A 17,174-nucleotide genomic window follows, 5' to 3' on the forward strand; every position below is an offset into this window, starting at 1 on the left:
TGGTATACTTTCGAAGCTATTTAGCCCTTTCCATTCAATACAACCAAAAAGACGTGCCAAGTTAATGATGAATTTTGTCAAAAGTCCCATTAAAACATTGCTGCTAATTTCTAGTGCCTCTCTCCCTGTTTATGCTGCGCAGCCGATTGTTACCCCTGATGCACCGACAGTTGCCGCCAAGGCTTACGTCTTGATGGATTATAATTCAGGCCAAATTATTGCCGAAAGCAATGCCTACGAAAGCTTAAATCCCGCCAGCTTGACTAAAATGATGACCAGTTATGTTATCGGTCAAGAAATTAAAGCCGGAAATGTTTCCCCCGATGATGATGTCACCATCAGTAAAAACGCTTGGTCTAAAAACTTCTCTGACTCTTCAAAGATGTTCATCGAAGTGGGCAAAACCGTTAAGGTATCCGACTTAAACCGCGGCATTATCATTCAATCGGGCAACGATGCCTGTGTGGCCATGGCCGAACATATTGCCGGAACTGAAGATGCCTTCGTTGACATGATGAACTCATGGTCTAAGCAATTGGGCATGCGCGATAGCTACTTCGAAAACTCCCACGGTCTAGACTCTGAAAACCACAAATCGACCGCCTACGATATGGCGTTATTAGGCGCCGCGTTAATTCGTGACGTCCCCGAAGAATACAGAGTCTACAGCGAAAAATTCTATACCTTCAATGGCATCAAACAATATAACCGCAACGGTTTATTGTGGGATAACAGCATGAATGTCGACGGTATCAAAACCGGCCATACCTCTGGCGCGGGCTACAACTTAGTCGCATCGGCCACCAAAGATGGCATGCGTTTAATTTCTGTGGTGCTAGGTACGCAAAGCGAATCCGCCCGTAAGGCCGAAAGTAAAAAGCTTTTGACCTATGGTTTCCGTTTCTTTGAAACCGTTACGCCCTACAAGGCAGGCGATAGCTTCGTCACCCAGCAAATTTGGTACGGTGACAAGAGCACTGTCGATTTAGGCGTTGCCACCGATACACCTATTACCATCACCCGCGGCCGAGCTAAAGACCTAAAAGCTAACTTTGAACTGACTAAACCACTCGATGCGCCATTGAAAAAAGGTGAAACTGTGGGTCGTTTGTTCTTCCAACTCGACGGTAAAGATATTGCCCAATATCCCCTAGTGACCCTACAAGAGGTTAACGAAGGAAGCTGGTTCAGCAAATTAGTGGATTACTTTAAACAACTGTTTTCCGGTTGGTTTAGCTAAGCTAAGTCCCATAAATAAAGCCACCTTAGGGTGGCTTTATTTTTTGGGGAGTGCATCGCCCTTGAATCGGGTATAATTGCCACCATATAGATCCCATTAAGATGGTTACGAGCACTGATTATGTTGAACACTAAATTTGATGAACTGATGGATTTTCCCTGTGCATTCCCCTTTAAAGTCGTCGGAGATGCCCATGAAGCCCTAACCGATAGAGTGGTGGCCGTCGTTCAAAAACACGCACCGGGTGACTATTCCCCCACCACAAAGGCCTCTAGTAAAGGGAGCTACTACTCGATCACGATTCGCGTCACTGTGACCAGTAAAGACCATATCGAAATCCTGTACACAGAACTTGCCGCCATCGAAGGTGTGCGCCGCGTACTATAAGAATTCCTCGGGATCATGAAATGTGATCTGTCTTACATTTATGGTTATAATGCCGCCACTCAATTTTAAGGGGAGAGGTTGCCCTTGCAAGAAACGACTTTGCATATTCGGCATCTAGGCCAGCAAGATTACGAGTCAGTTTGGCATGCGATGCAGCAATACACTGACACCCGTAACGGCGACAGCCCAGATGAGCTGTGGATAGTAGAACACCCACCCGTGTTTACCCAAGGCCAAGCTGGCAAGAGCGAACATATCTTGAATGCCGGTGACATTCCCGTTATCCAAGTAGATCGTGGTGGACAAGTCACCTACCACGGCCCTGGGCAACTTGTGGTTTATCCTCTTCTTGATATCAAACGTAGTAAACTCGGTGTACGCCAGCTTGTGACTCATATAGAGCAAAGCATTATCGATATGCTCGCTAAATACGATATCCAAGCCTACGCTAAGGCCGATGCACCGGGCGTATATGTCAATGAACGCAAAATCGCCTCCCTAGGATTACGCATTCGAAAAGGCTGTTCATTCCACGGCTTAGCGCTTAATGTCGATATGGATCTCGCCCCTTTTCGCCGCATTAACCCCTGTGGTTATGCCGGCCTTGAAATGGTGCAATGTAAGGAGCTTGGCGGCCCACAAACCGTGGTGGAAGCAGGCGAGCAACTCACTATTACCTTTAGCCAATTATTGGGCTACCAACATCTAGTTCATCATCAAGGATTAGCAGCGTCATGAATAGGCCTGAACGTTTACAACCCGGAGTAAAATTAAGAGATGCCGATAAGGTGTCACGCATTCCGGTCAAGATAGTGCCCTCCGAGCGCGATACTATGCTGCGCAAACCCGATTGGTTACGGGTAAAATTGCCTGCATCGAATCAACGCATTTTAGAGATTAAACAGGCGCTGCGCTCTAACGGTCTGCATTCTGTGTGTGAAGAAGCCTCCTGCCCTAACCTCGCCGAATGCTTTAACCACGGTACGGCAACCTTTATGATTTTGGGTGCGATTTGTACCCGCCGTTGCCCATTTTGCGACGTCGCCCACGGTCGTCCGCTTAAGCCCGACGCCGAAGAGCCCGTTAAATTGGCGCAAACTATCCGCGATATGAAACTCAAGTATGTGGTTATAACTTCCGTAGATCGTGACGATTTACGCGATGGTGGTGCCCAGCATTTTGCCGATTGTATTCGCGAGATCCGTAAGCTAAACCCTGAGATAAAGATTGAAATCCTAGTACCGGATTTCCGTGGCCGTATCGATGCCGCCCTAGACATACTCGCGACAGAGCCGCCCGATGTGTTTAACCACAATTTAGAAACGGCGCCAATGCATTATCGTAAGGCCCGCCCAGGTGCAAACTATCAATGGTCACTCGATTTGCTTAAACGCTTTAAAGAACGTCATCCTAATGTACCGACTAAATCGGGCTTGATGATGGGCTTAGGTGAAACCAACGAAGAAATCGCCCAAGTGCTGCGGGATCTACGTGAGCACAAGGTTGAAATGCTGACCTTAGGCCAATACCTACAGCCGTCTAAGTTCCACTTACCGGTAGAGCGTTACGTGCCACCCGCCGAATTTGCCGAGCTGAAAGCCCTTGCCGATGAATTAGGCTTTACCCATGCGGCCTGTGGCCCATTAGTACGCTCAAGCTACCATGCGGATCTGCAAGCCCAAGGCAAAGAAGTTAAATAAGTCATTATTGGGTTTTAAAATAAAAACAGCGCATTAGCGCTGTTTTTTATGGTTATCGCTTTAAAAGGCTAAGGCATAATACTGATGGGTTACACCGATCAAATCGCTAAATTTAAATCCATCAAGAGTGCATCTTCCTTACCTTCAGCCGAAGAATAGTAACCCCTACGGCGACCGGATTCAGTAAACCCCACCTGTTGGTATAAATGGCGCGCCGCGGCATTTGATTCCCGCACTTCGAGCATAATCACCACAGCGCCCGAGGATTTTGCAACATCAACCACCCCATTTAATAATAACCGCCCATAACCATGCCCCTGCTCTGCTGGATGGATACAGATATCAATCAGGGTCACTTCATCAACAATCTGCTGGATAATCGCAAATCCAATCAAGGTATTAGTCTCAGTCTTTAATCCGAGTACCCGATACAAGCGACCGAAAGAATCGGCAAGATTACCCTCACTCATAGGATGGGAATGTGCCTTGCCTTCAATGCTGACCATTTGGCTAAGATCATTGGCCTCGAGGAAAACTAACTGTAATTGCGCTGTCATATTTTTAGGGTATTGAGTATTCACACGGGGGTTTCCAGATCCAGTTTTTAAATGTCTTTTATGCTTGAGACTGCTGCTCACGCCACTGCCAAATCTGCGCCCACAGGGCACGTTTTGCCCCACTGTCCGCGAGTAAAGCGGCAAGCGGCTCCGACACAAGCCAAGCGGTACGCGGCCTGACTTTATGGCGGCGTAAATCCCAAACAATTTGCTTACCCTTATGGGGTTCATAATCGAAATCGCACTCATCCCGTGCCACGCCAATTAACCTAAGCACGGTATTTATGAGGGGATCGGCCTGGGGCAGTTCACTATCCCTATCCCAAATCACTTGGTAGGGCTTAACCTTTGTGTCGCGAACTTGCCAGGCCGTAATCGCCATGGCTTCTAAATAGGCTGATTTATTCACAGGTTAGCTTTTATTCTCTGTTATCGAGGCCGTGATATAAGCATACCAGCTACTGCCTATTATTGTTACTGCCGAGGAGGTTAGTCATGTTTATCCGTGAGCCAGTTCCTGATTTTAAAATCGCAAAATTCGATTAATAAAATCTAATTTAATCGCTTTATCTTAAATCGAGTTCAGCTAATCTATACCCATCAAATTGGGCAATAATAGAAGGAAAATACCATGATGAATATCGGCATTAATCAAGCTCATAGAGAAGATATCGCTGCAGGGTTAAACCAGTTATTGGCCGACAGTTACAGCCTTTATCTGAAGACCCACAGCTTTCACTGGAATGTCACGGGCCCTATGTTCACCAGTTTACATTTGTTGTTTGAGCAGCAATATACCGAACTGGCCCTCGCCGTTGACCTCATTGCCGAGCGTGTGCGCGCCTTAGGTTCCAGAGCCTTAGGTTCCTATTCAGCCTACGCGGCACTCACTGAGATCAAAGAAGATCAAGGGATCACTAAAGCTGAAACCATGATCCGTGAATTGTTAGGCGATCAAGAAGTGATCATTCGTAATGCGCGGGCGCTGTATCCACTGGTGGGTCAAGCCAATGATGAAGCAACAGCGGATCTGCTCACCCAACGCATTCAAATCCATGAGAAAAATGCCTGGATGTTGCGAAGCTTACTAGCAGAGTAACCGCTATACCTATTAGTGCATTAGCTAAAACCAAAGTCGCCAAGCGGTTACGCTTGGCGACTTTTCCTTTGCATAACTCACGTTTAGAGGTACTTAATCCAAGCCTGAGTGCTGTGCTTTTTATACTCGCTAAACCGTTTAACGGGATAATAAAGTGCGACGATTAACACTCCCGCGATTAACCAAATCCATCCCATACTATTCACACCAAATAGCTCGCCATGATTAGCGCCAAAGGTAAATTTCGCTAAGGTATAAAGCAGCAACAGCAGGTACAAATGCAAGATATAGAAGAACATAGGCACTGAGCCAAACACAGACAACCCATGCCCGGCTCGCCCTAATCTCCCATCTGATGAAAAGTACCGTTCTAAGGCCACTAAACCCCAAAACATGCCGCCTAAGGTTACCAGTAAAAAATTTAATGATGGCGGGTACTTAGTTAAGTTAAATACCGACATTAAGGTTTCACCTACATGTGCCCCCACCTGCCAAGGTAAGGTTTCGCCATAGAGATTAAAGCCACGAAGCAATGCAAAGAGCGCAAGACAGCCAGCCCCTAGGATAAGTAGCTTTTGCTGACGCGCGGACACGTCAAGCTTACTTGCGTTCAGCTTTTGGCTGAAAAGAGGCCCAGCAACATAACCCAGTAAAATCACGCCCATCCAAGGCAGCGCTGGATAACTCACTTTAATCTTAAGCGCGCCTTCACTGACAAGATAACCGCGGTCGTGCAAGAGAGTCCACAGACTGTAAGCCCACTCATCGGGTTGAAACTGGATCGGCGTCAACAGGTTATGCCCAAAAACGATCAGCAAGCCTAGTAATGCCATCCAAAGCCTTGGCAGTTTTATCAGCGCAGCTAGGGTTAACATGCAAAGGCCAATCACCCAAATCACCTGCAGCCAGAGGGTGTGATAGCTCCCCATCCAAGAGACGTTAATCACTAAGATTTCCAGCGCGATTAAAAATACACCTCGTTTAAGCAAAAATGCGCGGGCAGAACGGGGCTTCCCCTGGCGAGGGTGAGCATAAAGCCAAGCGGAAACGCCGGTTAAGAACACGAACACAGGCGCACAAAAATGCGCGGCAAAGCGGCTCAAAAAGAGCCCCCAAGAAGTTGCGCTCAGATCCATAGGATCGCTCACCTGCATATGCAGGAAAAAGCGTTCCCGCACATGGTCGAGCAACATAATCAGCATCACGGCGCCGCGCATCATATCGATACTTTGAATGCGCGCACTGCGAATACTCGGCGTTAGGGTTTTCCCTTGATAATTCATAACGCTAGAACTCATAACTTAGGCTCACTTTAATGCTTCTAGGCTCTCCGGGAACGGCCCACAGCGCCGAGTAACTACTGGCGATATAGTGCTCATCCAGTACATTATCCAGATTCACCCCAAGGGTTAAATTGTCGCTCAGGTGAGTATTCATAAATATGCCAAGCAACTGATAGGAAGGTAATTGAAAACTCGGATCGGCAGAATCCCCAAGACGCTGATCCACATAACGCCAACTCAGCCCGACATGAGCATCGATAGAAAAATCATTTAAGTCCTGCTTAAGCACTAGATTCCCAGTATGCTGAGGCACATTCACCAGCGGACTGCCAGCGGGAACTTGCACGCCCCAGTCCAGATTTAGGCTGTCATTGGCGGTGCGAGTATTCAAATAGGCGTAGGATAATGTGGCCTGTAGTGACTCCGTCAGCTCAGCTATCAGATCCAGCTCGACTCCTGTGCTTTTGGCTTCACCTAAGGTGGCTGAAAAACCGACATTGATAGGATCTGAGGTCAAGATATTGCTCTTGGTTGCATCAAATAGCGCCAAACTAGCGTTCAGCGCTAAATCCTCACGCCATGTCGCATTTAACTTCATTCCTAGCTCAACTGATTCGCTCTCTTCGGCCTCGAAGGGCTCACCCGCATAATCGGTTCCCGAAAGTGGCAAAAAACCTTCGGAATAAGAAGTATAGAAACTTAAGCTATCGGACCATAAATACACTAAACCGACCTTAGGACTGATACGATTATCCCTTTGCGCCGATGCCGTCTGTTTAACAGACTCAGTGATTTCTTGCTGATAAGCATCAAATCTTAGCCCTAAGTGCAGCTTCCACTTTTCAGTGAGATCCATTTGATCTTGCACGTAGATTCCCCACGCCTTTTGGGTTTCTTCATTATCATACAGCAAGCTCACTTCAGGCCGAGGTCCACCGTATTGAGGCTCATAGATATCAATAGCATAGTCACCTTTTTTGCCTCGATACCGATAGAGAGCCGTGTTTAAACTGTAGTGGTAAGCATCGGCCCCCAGCAGTAAATTATGGCGAATAAAGCCAGTGTCCACATGGCCACTCAACTCTAGGCGAAGGGAGTTATCCTCGGAGGCATAATCCCGGTATCTGTGCTGTCTGGTCAGCGTGCGGCCATCATCAAATAACGATTGCCGTCCCTTGGCCAACTCGGCATCGGATGAATAGCCCTTCAAGCTAGAATCTCGATAGTTATAGCCAGCGGTTAATGACCAAACATCATTTAATTCATAGTCATAGGTCAGTTGATGCCCAGTAGCATTCACCACAGTTGCGCCATCATTAGGCTCACCCAAATAACGTGAACGGGGTACAGTATTGATATCGTTATTAAGCACAACAATGCCGCGATCGAATAGCTGTTCCTGCTTGAGGTATTCCATTTCATACAGCAAAGATGCTTTATCGGACATCTGCCAACGTACCGATGGCGTAATGATTTTTTTATCGCTAAACACATAATCGCGGAAACTATCGTGCTCCTGCCAAGCGCCGTTAAGCCGAAACGCTAGGTTGTCGGTCAAACCTGAGGTCACATCGCCCTCCAATCGATATTGCTCAAAACTCCCCGCCGACGCTTTTACATAACCACTGGTTTCATATTGGGGTTTCTTAGTGACGATATTGACCGTGCCACCGGGCTCAGAGCGTCCATAAAGGGCAGAACCCGGGCCTTTTAAGATCTCCACATAGGCGACGTTCGATAAATCCCTATGGCCGCTGAAACCGCGACCACCATTAAAACCATTGATTAAATAACCCGATGGCATGTTTTCATTACCCGGAAAACCGCGCAGGGAAAAACTATCCCATAAACCACCGCCATTATTTTGCCGCGCCACGCTGGCGGAATAATCCAGCACATCTTGAAACCGCGTCAGCCCTGCATCTTTTATCAGCTGCTCATCCAACAGACTAATCGCTTGGGGAAGCTCGGTAGCAGGCACATTGCCGCGGTAGGTTTGGCGATAATGGATACTTAAACGTTCAATGCCAGTGCTAAGAGCTGTATCACTAGCAGCATCACTCGATTGATTGCCCTCTGCGGCCAACAGCATAGCAATAGGATTGAGCGCAAACAGGGCGCCCAGCAACAGCGCAGCGCGCTTGGGAATATAAAAAGAGGTCATTTTCACTCCGAAAATAAACAGCATCGGCGCCTTAGCTAAGCCAAGGCGACAAAATGAATTAAGACAAGCTGAATAAACAGTAACTTAGGCTGTTATGGGCGGAGCACGACTGTTGAAGTAACGACTAACAAGTCGTTGAAAGGAAATGGCTTGGAACTCAACGCAGATATAACACTGTTGAGCCAATTGAAAATGAAAGGGCGTACTGGTTAGCGCATGTTGCAACTGGTGCTGATGTAAACACAGCGCACAGTGGGCCTTGGTATCGTCATTAGCATGGGAAACACTGTGCACCGCAAGCGCGACAGATACCAGCACTAAGATGGCTGCAAGCCATAGTGCCAGAGTGCGCCTTGTTTGCATCACAGAATTCAAACCATACATCCTCAAACCAAAGGGCTTGCGATTGTATGTTAGGCACAACGAAAGTTGCAAACACCTTTACTTAACAAATGTAAGCAAATGCACTAGGAAATTTTATGACAGGAAAAAAGAAACGGCTCGCATATTTCTATGCAAGCCGTTGTTTTATTTGGCAGGGGTGGCAGGACTCGAACCCGCAACCATCGGTTTTGGAGACCGCTGTTCTACCAATTGGAACTACACCCCTGTTGACGTGGGGCATTATGCTAAAAGCACTCCCAAAGGTAAAGGACTTTTTATGACAAACGCTATTAACTGAGGATTTTTCAAACAAGTTTTACTGTGCATGTTGATTTTGAAAGCATAATGCTGAAAAACGCGTCACTAAAATCCATCAAGCGGCAACGCCTTGGGCAAATACTCAAACAACCTGCAGATCTGAAACTCGGATCTTCAGGTAGCTTGGGGATATATTGCTGGATAAAGTTATTCCACTATCTTCAAGAGTATTATCGCCAATCACCTAAATCAAAAGAGCCGCTATAAACGCAGTTATCGAAAAAATATCTGAGTTCGATTTATAAACGTGGGCTTTTATAGTATAAGCGTCGTCAATTTCATACACAGATCCACAGGACCCCAAATGTCTGACAAATTTTTCTTTAAAGGCCGTCGCACGCCTAAGCCAAAACATGAGAGTTATGGCTACAACACTAAACGTGTGACTAAACCGGGCACCGAAGCCTCACCGCTCGAACTCGTCGTCGGTAGCGAAGCGCGTAAACTCGAAATAGAGGCGATTGTTGCCGAGCATCAACTGTTCGCTAGTATCGAAGTCAATGCCGACGTTGCTGAAGATATCGTTGAATTAGAAGGCTTATTGAATAAGCCTAAGACCACCACCTTCGAGAAAAAACCAAACCGCAATGAGCCTTGCGCCTGTGGTAGCGGTCAAAAATTCAAAAAGTGCTGCGGCAAATAAACGCTTTAATCTGCGAAAATAGAGAGGGACTTTTACTGAGACGTTTTTGTACGTCGGGAATAGCCCCTTTTCTCCCTCCCCCAATTCTAGTTTCTGCCCAAAGCTAGTTTCTGCCCAAAGCTAATCTTCCTGCTTTGAGATAAAAATCCGTTGCAGATCGTTATTCCATAGCTGAATAATTTTGCGGGTCTTTTCTTTATTCCAAAAGCATTTACCAAATAAAATCAAACCCGCCCCTTCGAGGCAGCGTTTATCTTCTATCTCAAATTGCGCCAATAAAGACTGTTTTATCCCATCGATGGGAATGCCGATATCTTTGCTGTCGGCGGGGTTAAGCCAACTCATCGTCGAGTCTGTATGGGAGATAGTGCCCCAATACATATGGGGTTTGTTATCGCTTGGGTCCGCATCGGCAAAATTCACAAATAGATTCTTGGCCCGCCAGCGGTATTTGCACTCGCTGTCCGTGTATACCCAAAGATCTGATTTCGCCAGATCGGTTCCGCGCAACAAACTGTGCAGCAACTTTTCGAGCCCTTGGCTTGGCACCCGTTTTTCGGTTGGGTGCGTCGCAGTGTTAACTTGGTAGTCATTTTTTGGCTCTTGCACTCTATCATCCACAGACGTTGCTACAGATACTTTCGATAGCTCAAGCATAGAGGAAGATGTAGGCATAGTGGACGATTTAGGCGTTGGCTCTGTCTTGCTTGCCGATAGCGCGGTTGGCGTTTTGTTTGTGGGGGAATGGCGGCGGGGTTTGCGGCTAAAATCAATCATTAAGGCATCGGCATCCACCAGCTGTTGCTGCACTTCGAGGGCATCTTGTTCTTCACGGGATTTCTGCGCCGAAGGTTTAAATTCAATGCAATCGGCTTGGTGATATCTGGAGCCGAAACAGGCGGCTTTACCATCCTTTGAAGCTTTACGAAAATATGCTTTACCGCCGCACGCAGGGCAAATTAACCATTGCCGCAAACGTTCGATATCCTCATCGGGCAACTGTTGAAACTTAAAAACACTATAAGTCGTTCTCGCAGTTAAATGATCCTCGGTGTCGAGTTCACAAATAGCATCTAACATAGTGTTCTCCTTTATTCTTGCCTGCTGGCACTGATATTCGCAAAGTCCCTAAGCCCAGGCGTTCACCCCAAGAGTGATCATCGCTAACAGGAACAACATGCCCAGCACGCGGTAAATCAAACCTAAGGTACTGGTGCCCTGCGAACTCATATCCGAGTGTAATGGCCTGCTGCTTTCCTTTGCCGCATCTTGGTTTTTGCGCTTCATTCGGCATCCTCAAAATATTGAGCCAATGGCACCATGAGACTCAAAGGGATTAAGGGCGCGGCTTTTGTGGCACTCGATGCATGATAAAAGGGGGTCAGCTTGCTGATTAACGCGTTGAAACACATGAGTGCCGCCAAGGCATCGGCGGCGGCATAATGGATTTGAGCATCAGATAAAGGCACCTGCTGCCAATTTGATAGGGTGAGTTTCTGAGATTTGTCGATACGAACATCCAAAAGCGCCGCAACTAACTGGCGCGTCCCCATCTCCTTATCAGCCCCAAGTTGTGCCAGTGCCCAGTTTAAATCTAATGTTGAGGCCACATGAATATCCCATTGCCGCTTAAGCGCCCGCGTATCACCGCGTAAGCCGACTCCGACTTTGAGTATGCTTTCATCTTCTAACAAGGTTTTTACCTGCGCAAATTGCTCACCTAGAATGGCATGTTGAAACAGATAGCAAGCGTCCGCCGTCGCGATTTGGATAAGGCTCAAGGGATGCTGCACACCGCGCTCAAAGCTAGCACGGGTTTCAGTATCAAAACCTAAGACTCGCTCATTCTGTAATCGCGCCAAAACAGAATATAATTCAGATGGTTGAACCACCTCGATGTGAAGCGGTTGCAATTCAAAGGCTGACAATCCCGCCAGTTCTGCCTCATCGGTACGGGTCGCTAAGGCAACCCGCTGTTGTAACCACAAATACGCCAACTGACGCTGCGTTCGCTGCTGGGTCTTAGTCTTGCAAATGCTTTCAACATCGGCCGCGGCCATATCTTCCACTTGCGGCTCGGTCACGGCATTCAGCTTGTCGAGATAAGCCGTCCCCGCCGCATCCATCGCCGCAATCAGTCCGTTAGCATCTTTTCCAAACTCTTTGCGTAACCAAGCCAACTTACTCGGGGAGATACAGTATTTCATTAACTTCATCGTCGCCCTTCCCTGTTCGGTCAATCTTAGATTATCGATATGCTCGGCTAACTAACTGCGCAGTTTTTGTATTCCTGTCATCAGGATGACCGCGACCGCACCCGCTAACACACCAAATAAACCGTTAAGTATGCTTGGTGTTAATAACGCAAACGCAGGACCAACCACACTAACAGCCTCAATCGCTTGTTCCACATGGTGAATTTGCTCGCTAACTACATGCAGGCCATGGGTTAAAATCCCGCCGCCCACCATAAACATGGCTGCTGTGCCGATAATAGTTAAGCTTTTCATCAATAGGGGCGCGGCGCTTAACAGGCCAAACCCGAGTTTACGATTCAATTGGGTGATGACGGACTGACCTTGGCGCTGGCTTAAATACAACCCAGCGTCGTCCATCTTCACAATGGCGGCGACTAAACCATATACGCCTATGGTCATCACAATGCCGATAGCGGCTAAGGTGAGAAACTGCGTCGACAGAGATTTCTCCGCCACTATCCCTAAGGTAATGGCAATAATTTCCGCCGATAATACAAAATCGGTACGGATCGCCCCCTTGATTTTATCGGCCTCAAAGGCAACCCAGTCGGTGATTTCTGGCTGCTGCTGAATTTGGTGACTCTCATGTGGCTGATCTTTTCGATGAAGATAGCTGTGGTGCAGTTTTTCAAACCCTTCGTAACACAAAAATAATCCACCAAACATCAATAATGGCGTCACAGCCCAGGGAATAAACGCACTGATCAACATGGCCGCTGGCACTAAAATCAATTTATTGCGAAACGATCCTAAGGCCACGGCCCAAATGACGGGTAATTCACGGTCCGCATTCACCCCCGTCACTTGCTGGGCATTGAGGGCTAAATCGTCACCTAACACCCCTGCAGTCTTCTTCGCCGCCACCTTACTCATTACCGCGACATCATCCAAAATGGATGCAATATCATCGAGTAAAGTCAATAAACTCGCCCCAGCCATAAGTAGTCCCTTCAATCAATTAATCAACTTTTGCCATAGTAACTTAGTTAGATTGAATGCGTACAGTGAAATGCATTTATCTTAACTGCTTAAGTTAATTAGAGTATTGGGGACTTTCTTATATAGGACTGTCTGCAACTGAGATCACAGTGGCATAGGAATTGGGCCGCATTATTTATCGGAAAGGAGTATACTAAGCCCAGAATTTTTTACTCATTTGCCTTAACAGGATGTCAACATGACTCAAGATGAAATGAAAAAAGCAGCCGGCTGGGCCGCACTTAAGTACGTTGAAAAAGACAGTATCGTCGGTGTTGGTACAGGTTCGACTGTGAATCACTTTATTGATGCACTGGCGACCATGAAAGCCGATATCGAAGGCGCCGTCTCTAGCTCTGAGGCATCCACTCAGAAGATGAAGGCGCTGGGCATTCCCGTTTATGACTTAAACAGTGTCGATCGTTTATCTGTGTATGTGGACGGCGCCGATGAGATCAACGGCCATATGGACATGATCAAAGGCGGCGGCGCGGCGTTAACCCGTGAGAAAATTGTCGCGGCTGTGGCTGAGAAGTTTATCTGTATCGTCGATAACACTAAGCAAGTCGATATTCTTGGTGAATTCCCACTGCCAGTAGAAGTCATTCCGATGGCGCGCTCCTATGTGGCACGTCAGTTAGTTAAGCTGGGCGGCGATCCTGTGTACCGTGAAGGCGTTGTGACAGATAACGGCAACGTGATCCTCGATGTGTACAATCTTAAGATCCTTAATCCAAAGGAATTGGAAAGCCAGATCAATGAGATAGTCGGCGTTGTGACTAACGGTCTGTTCGCTAAACGCGGCGCAGATGTGTTACTCGTTGGCACCCCTGATGGCGTAAAAACCTTTACAGCCAAATAAGTGAAGTGTAAAAACTTTCGCAAAAATACGCGATAAAAATGCCAGCCACTTTATTCAAGGGCTGGCATTTTTTATGGTTCTTTTTAGGATTCAATGTTATCTGACTAAGCTGCCCATCGCAGACAGCTTATATCAAGCGCTTGGCTTACCAAGCTCTGGCAACTAGACCTTTTAAGTAGAATCCTTCGGGGAAAGCGCTACCGATTGGGTGATCGCTCGCTTGGCTTAAGCGTTCGATAAACTGAATTTCGCGTTTCGCATCGAGCGCGGCATCGGCCACGATTTTTTGGAACAGATCCGCAGGCATTAATCCTGAGCAAGAGAAGGTCAATAACACCCCGCCAGGATTCAATAACTGCAATGCAATCATATTGATATCTTTATAACCACGGCAGGCGCCATTTAACTGCGCCTTATTATCGGCAAACTTAGGCGGGTCGAGTACGATCACATCGAAAGTCTTGCCTTCATCACGGTATTGGCGCAGCAACTTGAACACATCGGCTTCGTTGTAATGCACATTGTCATCACTCAAACCGTTCACTTGCATATTAAGGCGGGCAGTCGCTAAGGCTAAAGAAGACACATCGACGTTTTCGATACTGGCTGCGCCCGCTTTGGCGGCGTATAGACCAAAGGTGCCTGTGTAGCAGAAACAGTTCAGTACCGATTTATCCTTCACAAAACGGGCGGCGATGGCGCGGTTATCCCGTTGATCGAGATAGAAACCTGTCTTATGACCTTTAATCACATCAACGGCGATCTTGATGCCGTTTTCTTCGATAATCACCGGCATTTCAGGCAGAGTGCCGTGCAGTAAACCCGTCACTGGCAGTAGGCCTTCTTTCTTACGGGAATCCACATCGGAGCGCTCATAGATAGCGCAATCAGGATATTGCTCGGCCAATAGCTCGACTAAGGTATCGCGCCATAAATCCGCACCCGTACTCAGTAACTGACACACCAACACATTGGCGTATTTATCGATTGTGATCCCAGGTAAACCATCGGACTCGGCGGCCACTAAACGATAACCCGTTAAGCCTTGCTCGCGGATTAAGTCATTACGGCCAATTTGCGCTCGCTGTAAACGTCTGGCAAAAAACGCGCGATCAATTTCTTCTTCACGATCGAAGGTCCAAATCCGCACTTGGATTTGTGACTCACCAGACCAAGCACCACGGCCCAACCAATGGCCATCATGGGCAACCACATCCACGGTTTCACCCGCTGAAGGTTTTCCCTTAATGTTATGAATCGCATTAGAAAATACCCAAGGGTGGCGGCGTTCGAGCGATTTCTCGCGCCCGGGTTTAAGTTTGATCCTGATAGCCATAGTCTGCCTGTAAAATACTCTGCCTGTAGAATAGCGCCGCCGTTGAAAAGGGCTGCAGTCTAAAAAATGGGAAGCGGATGATATACCCAATGTCACCTAAGTGCGAGTACCGAACGCGCCGCAGCGCTTATTTACCATCATCCACGGGGCGTCGATCATACCTTATTTTAGCGGTTAACTCTGAATGATATTCATACTAAATAAGGTTGAAATCGAACGAATAAGTCGTGAACACGCGAATTTAGCTGCGCAGTGCTAGCTCAACGATAACTGGCGCATGGTCAGTACTGTAAGCATCGCGCTCATATTCGGGTCTGACTAAGTGCCTATCGCAGGTCTGATAATCGATGACTTGCGCCAAACTGCGGCTGTGGCTCGCATCAAACTCGCTTGAAAGCAAAATGTAATCCAGCACTGAACCTTTAGGGCCATAGTAATGGGTCGCCGCCCTGTGTTCCCTATGGTAAGCGGTATTGCCAGTCAAACTGTCCCTCAAGTTCGCTTCAATAAATAACTCATAGGCATCCTTAAGCTGATACTGGGCAAACACCGCCGCTAACGCAGCATCCGATAAATGTCCAAGGCCAGCGGCTTTAATATCATTACTGTGAATGCTCTCGCCCTGTATCGTTAACGCATCTAAAGCGCCCATCGTTAGGCTGTCATTAAAGTCACCCATTAGGATAACGGGATGTTTAGATTCTTGTCTTCGTACCAATATGCCATTGAATAATAATGCGGCTTCCGCGCCGCGCTGCATGGTGGATGCCCAGCGGCCTAGGGCTTGCTCTGTGAGTAATTGGGTTTCTGAATGCAGCTTCATGCTTGCTGTAGGCGCCACATGGTCTACACCAAGGGGCTGATGTTCAAATGGCTTAGGTTCAAATGGCTTAGGTTCAAATGGCTTAGGCTCGAGCGCTAATCCCGCGCGTTTTGATTTAAAGTGCACCACATAGTGATCACACAAACCTATTTGCGGCACCTCAATGGTTGCCCGCAGCACCTTGCGGCTAAAGGCAAATTCACTCGATAATCCCATGGCCGCCACTAAGCGTTCGTCAGGTTCAACACTGCTGACTTCCACTATGGGATAACGGGAGGCAAGTGCGACCACTGGGCTGCGATAAATGTAATCACTGATAAGCGTGGGCTCATCGACAATCGCAAAATGCACTAAACCTTGCTCACTGGCGATTCGTTTGAGCGGTTCAGGGCTAAACACTTCTTGAAATCCCACAATATCGAGCTGGCGATGTGCGAGAAACTCACTCAACCACTGACACTTTTTCTGCCACTGGCCATGGCTATAGATATTTTCAAAATCGTAGTAGGCCAAAGGTGGTTCAATAAAATTAAACAGATTGATACTGGCGATCTTAATATTGGCCGCCCTCGTATGGGGAACGGCAGCCATCTTTAACTTTGGCTCATCGATATCATGTGTCACAGCTTAATACCTCTCAATCTGAATACGGCGGTGGATATTTATGCTCCCATTGGCTTATCAGCAAAGCTCAATTTACAAAACATACCGACAACCTTTGCAAGCACAAAAAATCATCAATGGCCGCAATAAATTCACACTAAACCCAGCATTACATAAGTGTTAACTTTTGCTTAAAATATAAATCTAAACAAAAACATATGTAATCTTTTGTGCGGTTGACTTTCGATTTGAGTCCCTTAAAATCAAGCCACTTTTCATCATTGCGGAGACCCACTGTGGGCACACACATAAGCGACAGTAGATGCCCTGTCCAAAAGACAGGATTTAACGCCTAGCACTAGCCCGCAATCATTGCTGCTACCTGCTAAGCAGGGTAGTAGTGTGAACCATTCTTCACTCCGCCTCCCCCAAATATTAATCACAAACCCTAAAGCCTAGGCCTATGGCTGCGCTTTTCGCTATTCCAGCAGGTTCGCTGGAGTTGGGTTATGTGTATTTTTTGCATCTCAAAGCAAGTT

At 47.3% G+C, this 17,174-nt stretch carries 18 protein-coding genes and 1 tRNA gene; 7 read left to right on the forward strand and 12 right to left on the reverse strand.

Annotated elements, in window-relative coordinates:
- The first annotated feature begins 64 nt into the window (after positions 1-64).
- The 4 genes from JFT56_RS14825 to lipA all read left to right on the forward strand — a co-directional run bounded on the left by JFT56_RS14825 (position 65) and on the right by lipA (position 3,327).
- The gene (locus tag JFT56_RS14825; protein ID WP_198780794.1) at positions 65-1,240 is read left to right on the forward strand and encodes a serine hydrolase; all 1,176 of its coding nucleotides are present in this window, start codon (positions 65-67) and stop codon (positions 1,238-1,240) included.
- Between the two features lie 120 nt (positions 1,241-1,360).
- The gene (ybeD, locus tag JFT56_RS14830; protein WP_198780795.1) at positions 1,361-1,627 is read left to right on the forward strand and encodes a DUF493 family protein YbeD; all 267 of its coding nucleotides are present in this window, start codon (positions 1,361-1,363) and stop codon (positions 1,625-1,627) included.
- 84 nt (positions 1,628-1,711) lie between these two features.
- Positions 1,712-2,365 (forward strand): lipoyl(octanoyl) transferase LipB, encoded by a 654-nt coding sequence (gene lipB, locus JFT56_RS14835; protein ID WP_198780796.1) that lies wholly within the window; start codon positions 1,712-1,714, stop codon positions 2,363-2,365.
- Positions 2,362-3,327 carry a lipoyl synthase gene (gene lipA / locus JFT56_RS14840; protein WP_198780797.1) on the forward strand — a complete coding sequence of 322 codons (966 nt, stop codon included), beginning with the start codon at positions 2,362-2,364 and terminating at the stop codon, positions 3,325-3,327. The genes lipB and lipA overlap by 4 nt, the downstream gene beginning before the upstream one ends.
- Before the next feature lie 98 nt (positions 3,328-3,425).
- Here lipA and rimI read toward each other — a convergent pair whose 3' ends face one another.
- Both rimI and JFT56_RS14850 read right to left on the reverse strand, forming a co-directional pair.
- Positions 3,426-3,884, reverse strand: a complete 459-nt coding sequence (gene rimI, locus JFT56_RS14845) for a ribosomal protein S18-alanine N-acetyltransferase (RefSeq protein ID WP_198783594.1) — start codon at positions 3,882-3,884, stop codon at positions 3,426-3,428.
- Positions 3,885-3,942: 58 nt separating this feature from the next.
- The gene (locus JFT56_RS14850) at positions 3,943-4,293 is read right to left on the reverse strand and encodes a DNA polymerase III subunit psi (protein WP_198780798.1); all 351 of its coding nucleotides are present in this window, start codon (positions 4,291-4,293) and stop codon (positions 3,943-3,945) included.
- Positions 4,294-4,515: 222 nt separating this feature from the next.
- Between JFT56_RS14850 and dpsA the strand changes: the two genes are divergently transcribed.
- Positions 4,516-4,983, forward strand: coding sequence for a DNA starvation/stationary phase protection protein DpsA (gene dpsA / locus JFT56_RS14855; protein ID WP_198780799.1), 468 nt, complete (start codon positions 4,516-4,518; stop codon positions 4,981-4,983).
- An 83-nt stretch (positions 4,984-5,066) separates the two neighbouring features.
- Here the strand turns inward: dpsA and JFT56_RS14860 are convergent, their stop codons facing one another.
- From JFT56_RS14860 to JFT56_RS14875, 4 genes are all read right to left on the reverse strand, one after another.
- Positions 5,067-6,281, reverse strand: coding sequence for a DUF1624 domain-containing protein (locus tag JFT56_RS14860; protein ID WP_420136002.1), 1,215 nt, complete (start codon positions 6,279-6,281; stop codon positions 5,067-5,069).
- Positions 6,271-8,430, reverse strand: coding sequence for a TonB-dependent siderophore receptor (locus JFT56_RS14865; protein WP_198780800.1), 2,160 nt, complete (start codon positions 8,428-8,430; stop codon positions 6,271-6,273). Before JFT56_RS14865 ends, JFT56_RS14860 begins: the two co-directional genes overlap by 11 nt.
- Before the next feature lie 84 nt (positions 8,431-8,514).
- Positions 8,515-8,805, reverse strand: a complete 291-nt coding sequence (locus JFT56_RS14870; RefSeq protein ID WP_198780801.1) for a DUF2607 family protein — start codon at positions 8,803-8,805, stop codon at positions 8,515-8,517.
- A gap of 158 nt (positions 8,806-8,963) precedes the next feature.
- Positions 8,964-9,040 (reverse strand) — tRNA-Trp (locus JFT56_RS14875).
- Positions 9,041-9,436: 396 nt separating this feature from the next.
- Here JFT56_RS14875 and JFT56_RS14880 point away from each other — a divergent pair.
- Complete coding sequence (locus JFT56_RS14880) at positions 9,437-9,775, forward strand: PBPRA1643 family SWIM/SEC-C metal-binding motif protein (protein ID WP_198780802.1); 339 nt, start codon at positions 9,437-9,439, stop codon at positions 9,773-9,775.
- A gap of 120 nt (positions 9,776-9,895) precedes the next feature.
- Here the strand turns inward: JFT56_RS14880 and JFT56_RS14885 are convergent, their stop codons facing one another.
- The 4 genes from JFT56_RS14885 to JFT56_RS14900 are packed head-to-tail and all read right to left on the reverse strand — an operon-like array spanning position 9,896 to position 12,972.
- The gene (locus JFT56_RS14885) at positions 9,896-10,855 is read right to left on the reverse strand and encodes a hypothetical protein (protein WP_198780803.1); all 960 of its coding nucleotides are present in this window, start codon (positions 10,853-10,855) and stop codon (positions 9,896-9,898) included.
- A 48-nt stretch (positions 10,856-10,903) separates the two neighbouring features.
- Positions 10,904-11,062, reverse strand: coding sequence for a hypothetical protein (locus tag JFT56_RS14890; protein WP_198780804.1), 159 nt, complete (start codon positions 11,060-11,062; stop codon positions 10,904-10,906).
- Positions 11,059-11,991, reverse strand: a complete 933-nt coding sequence (locus JFT56_RS14895) for a 3'-5' exonuclease (RefSeq protein ID WP_198780805.1) — start codon at positions 11,989-11,991, stop codon at positions 11,059-11,061. Before JFT56_RS14895 ends, JFT56_RS14890 begins: the two co-directional genes overlap by 4 nt.
- A gap of 51 nt (positions 11,992-12,042) precedes the next feature.
- Positions 12,043-12,972: a DUF808 domain-containing protein gene (locus tag JFT56_RS14900; protein WP_198780806.1), complete on the reverse strand. Its 930-nt coding sequence runs from the start codon at positions 12,970-12,972 to the stop codon at positions 12,043-12,045.
- Between the two features lie 238 nt (positions 12,973-13,210).
- Between JFT56_RS14900 and rpiA the strand changes: the two genes are divergently transcribed.
- Positions 13,211-13,873, forward strand: coding sequence for a ribose-5-phosphate isomerase RpiA (gene rpiA, locus JFT56_RS14905; protein ID WP_198780807.1), 663 nt, complete (start codon positions 13,211-13,213; stop codon positions 13,871-13,873).
- Positions 13,874-14,018: 145 nt separating this feature from the next.
- Here the strand turns inward: rpiA and JFT56_RS14910 are convergent, their stop codons facing one another.
- Both JFT56_RS14910 and JFT56_RS14915 read right to left on the reverse strand, forming a co-directional pair.
- Positions 14,019-15,209: a class I SAM-dependent rRNA methyltransferase gene (locus JFT56_RS14910; RefSeq protein WP_198780808.1), complete on the reverse strand. Its 1,191-nt coding sequence runs from the start codon at positions 15,207-15,209 to the stop codon at positions 14,019-14,021.
- 241 nt (positions 15,210-15,450) lie between these two features.
- Entirely contained in the window at positions 15,451-16,656 is a 1,206-nt protein-coding gene (locus JFT56_RS14915; protein WP_198780809.1) for an endonuclease/exonuclease/phosphatase family protein, read from the reverse strand.
- Positions 16,657-17,174: the final 518 nt, after the last annotated feature.

The organism is Shewanella putrefaciens (assembly GCF_016406305.1).
Lineage (GTDB): Bacteria > Pseudomonadota > Gammaproteobacteria > Enterobacterales > Shewanellaceae > Shewanella > Shewanella putrefaciens_C.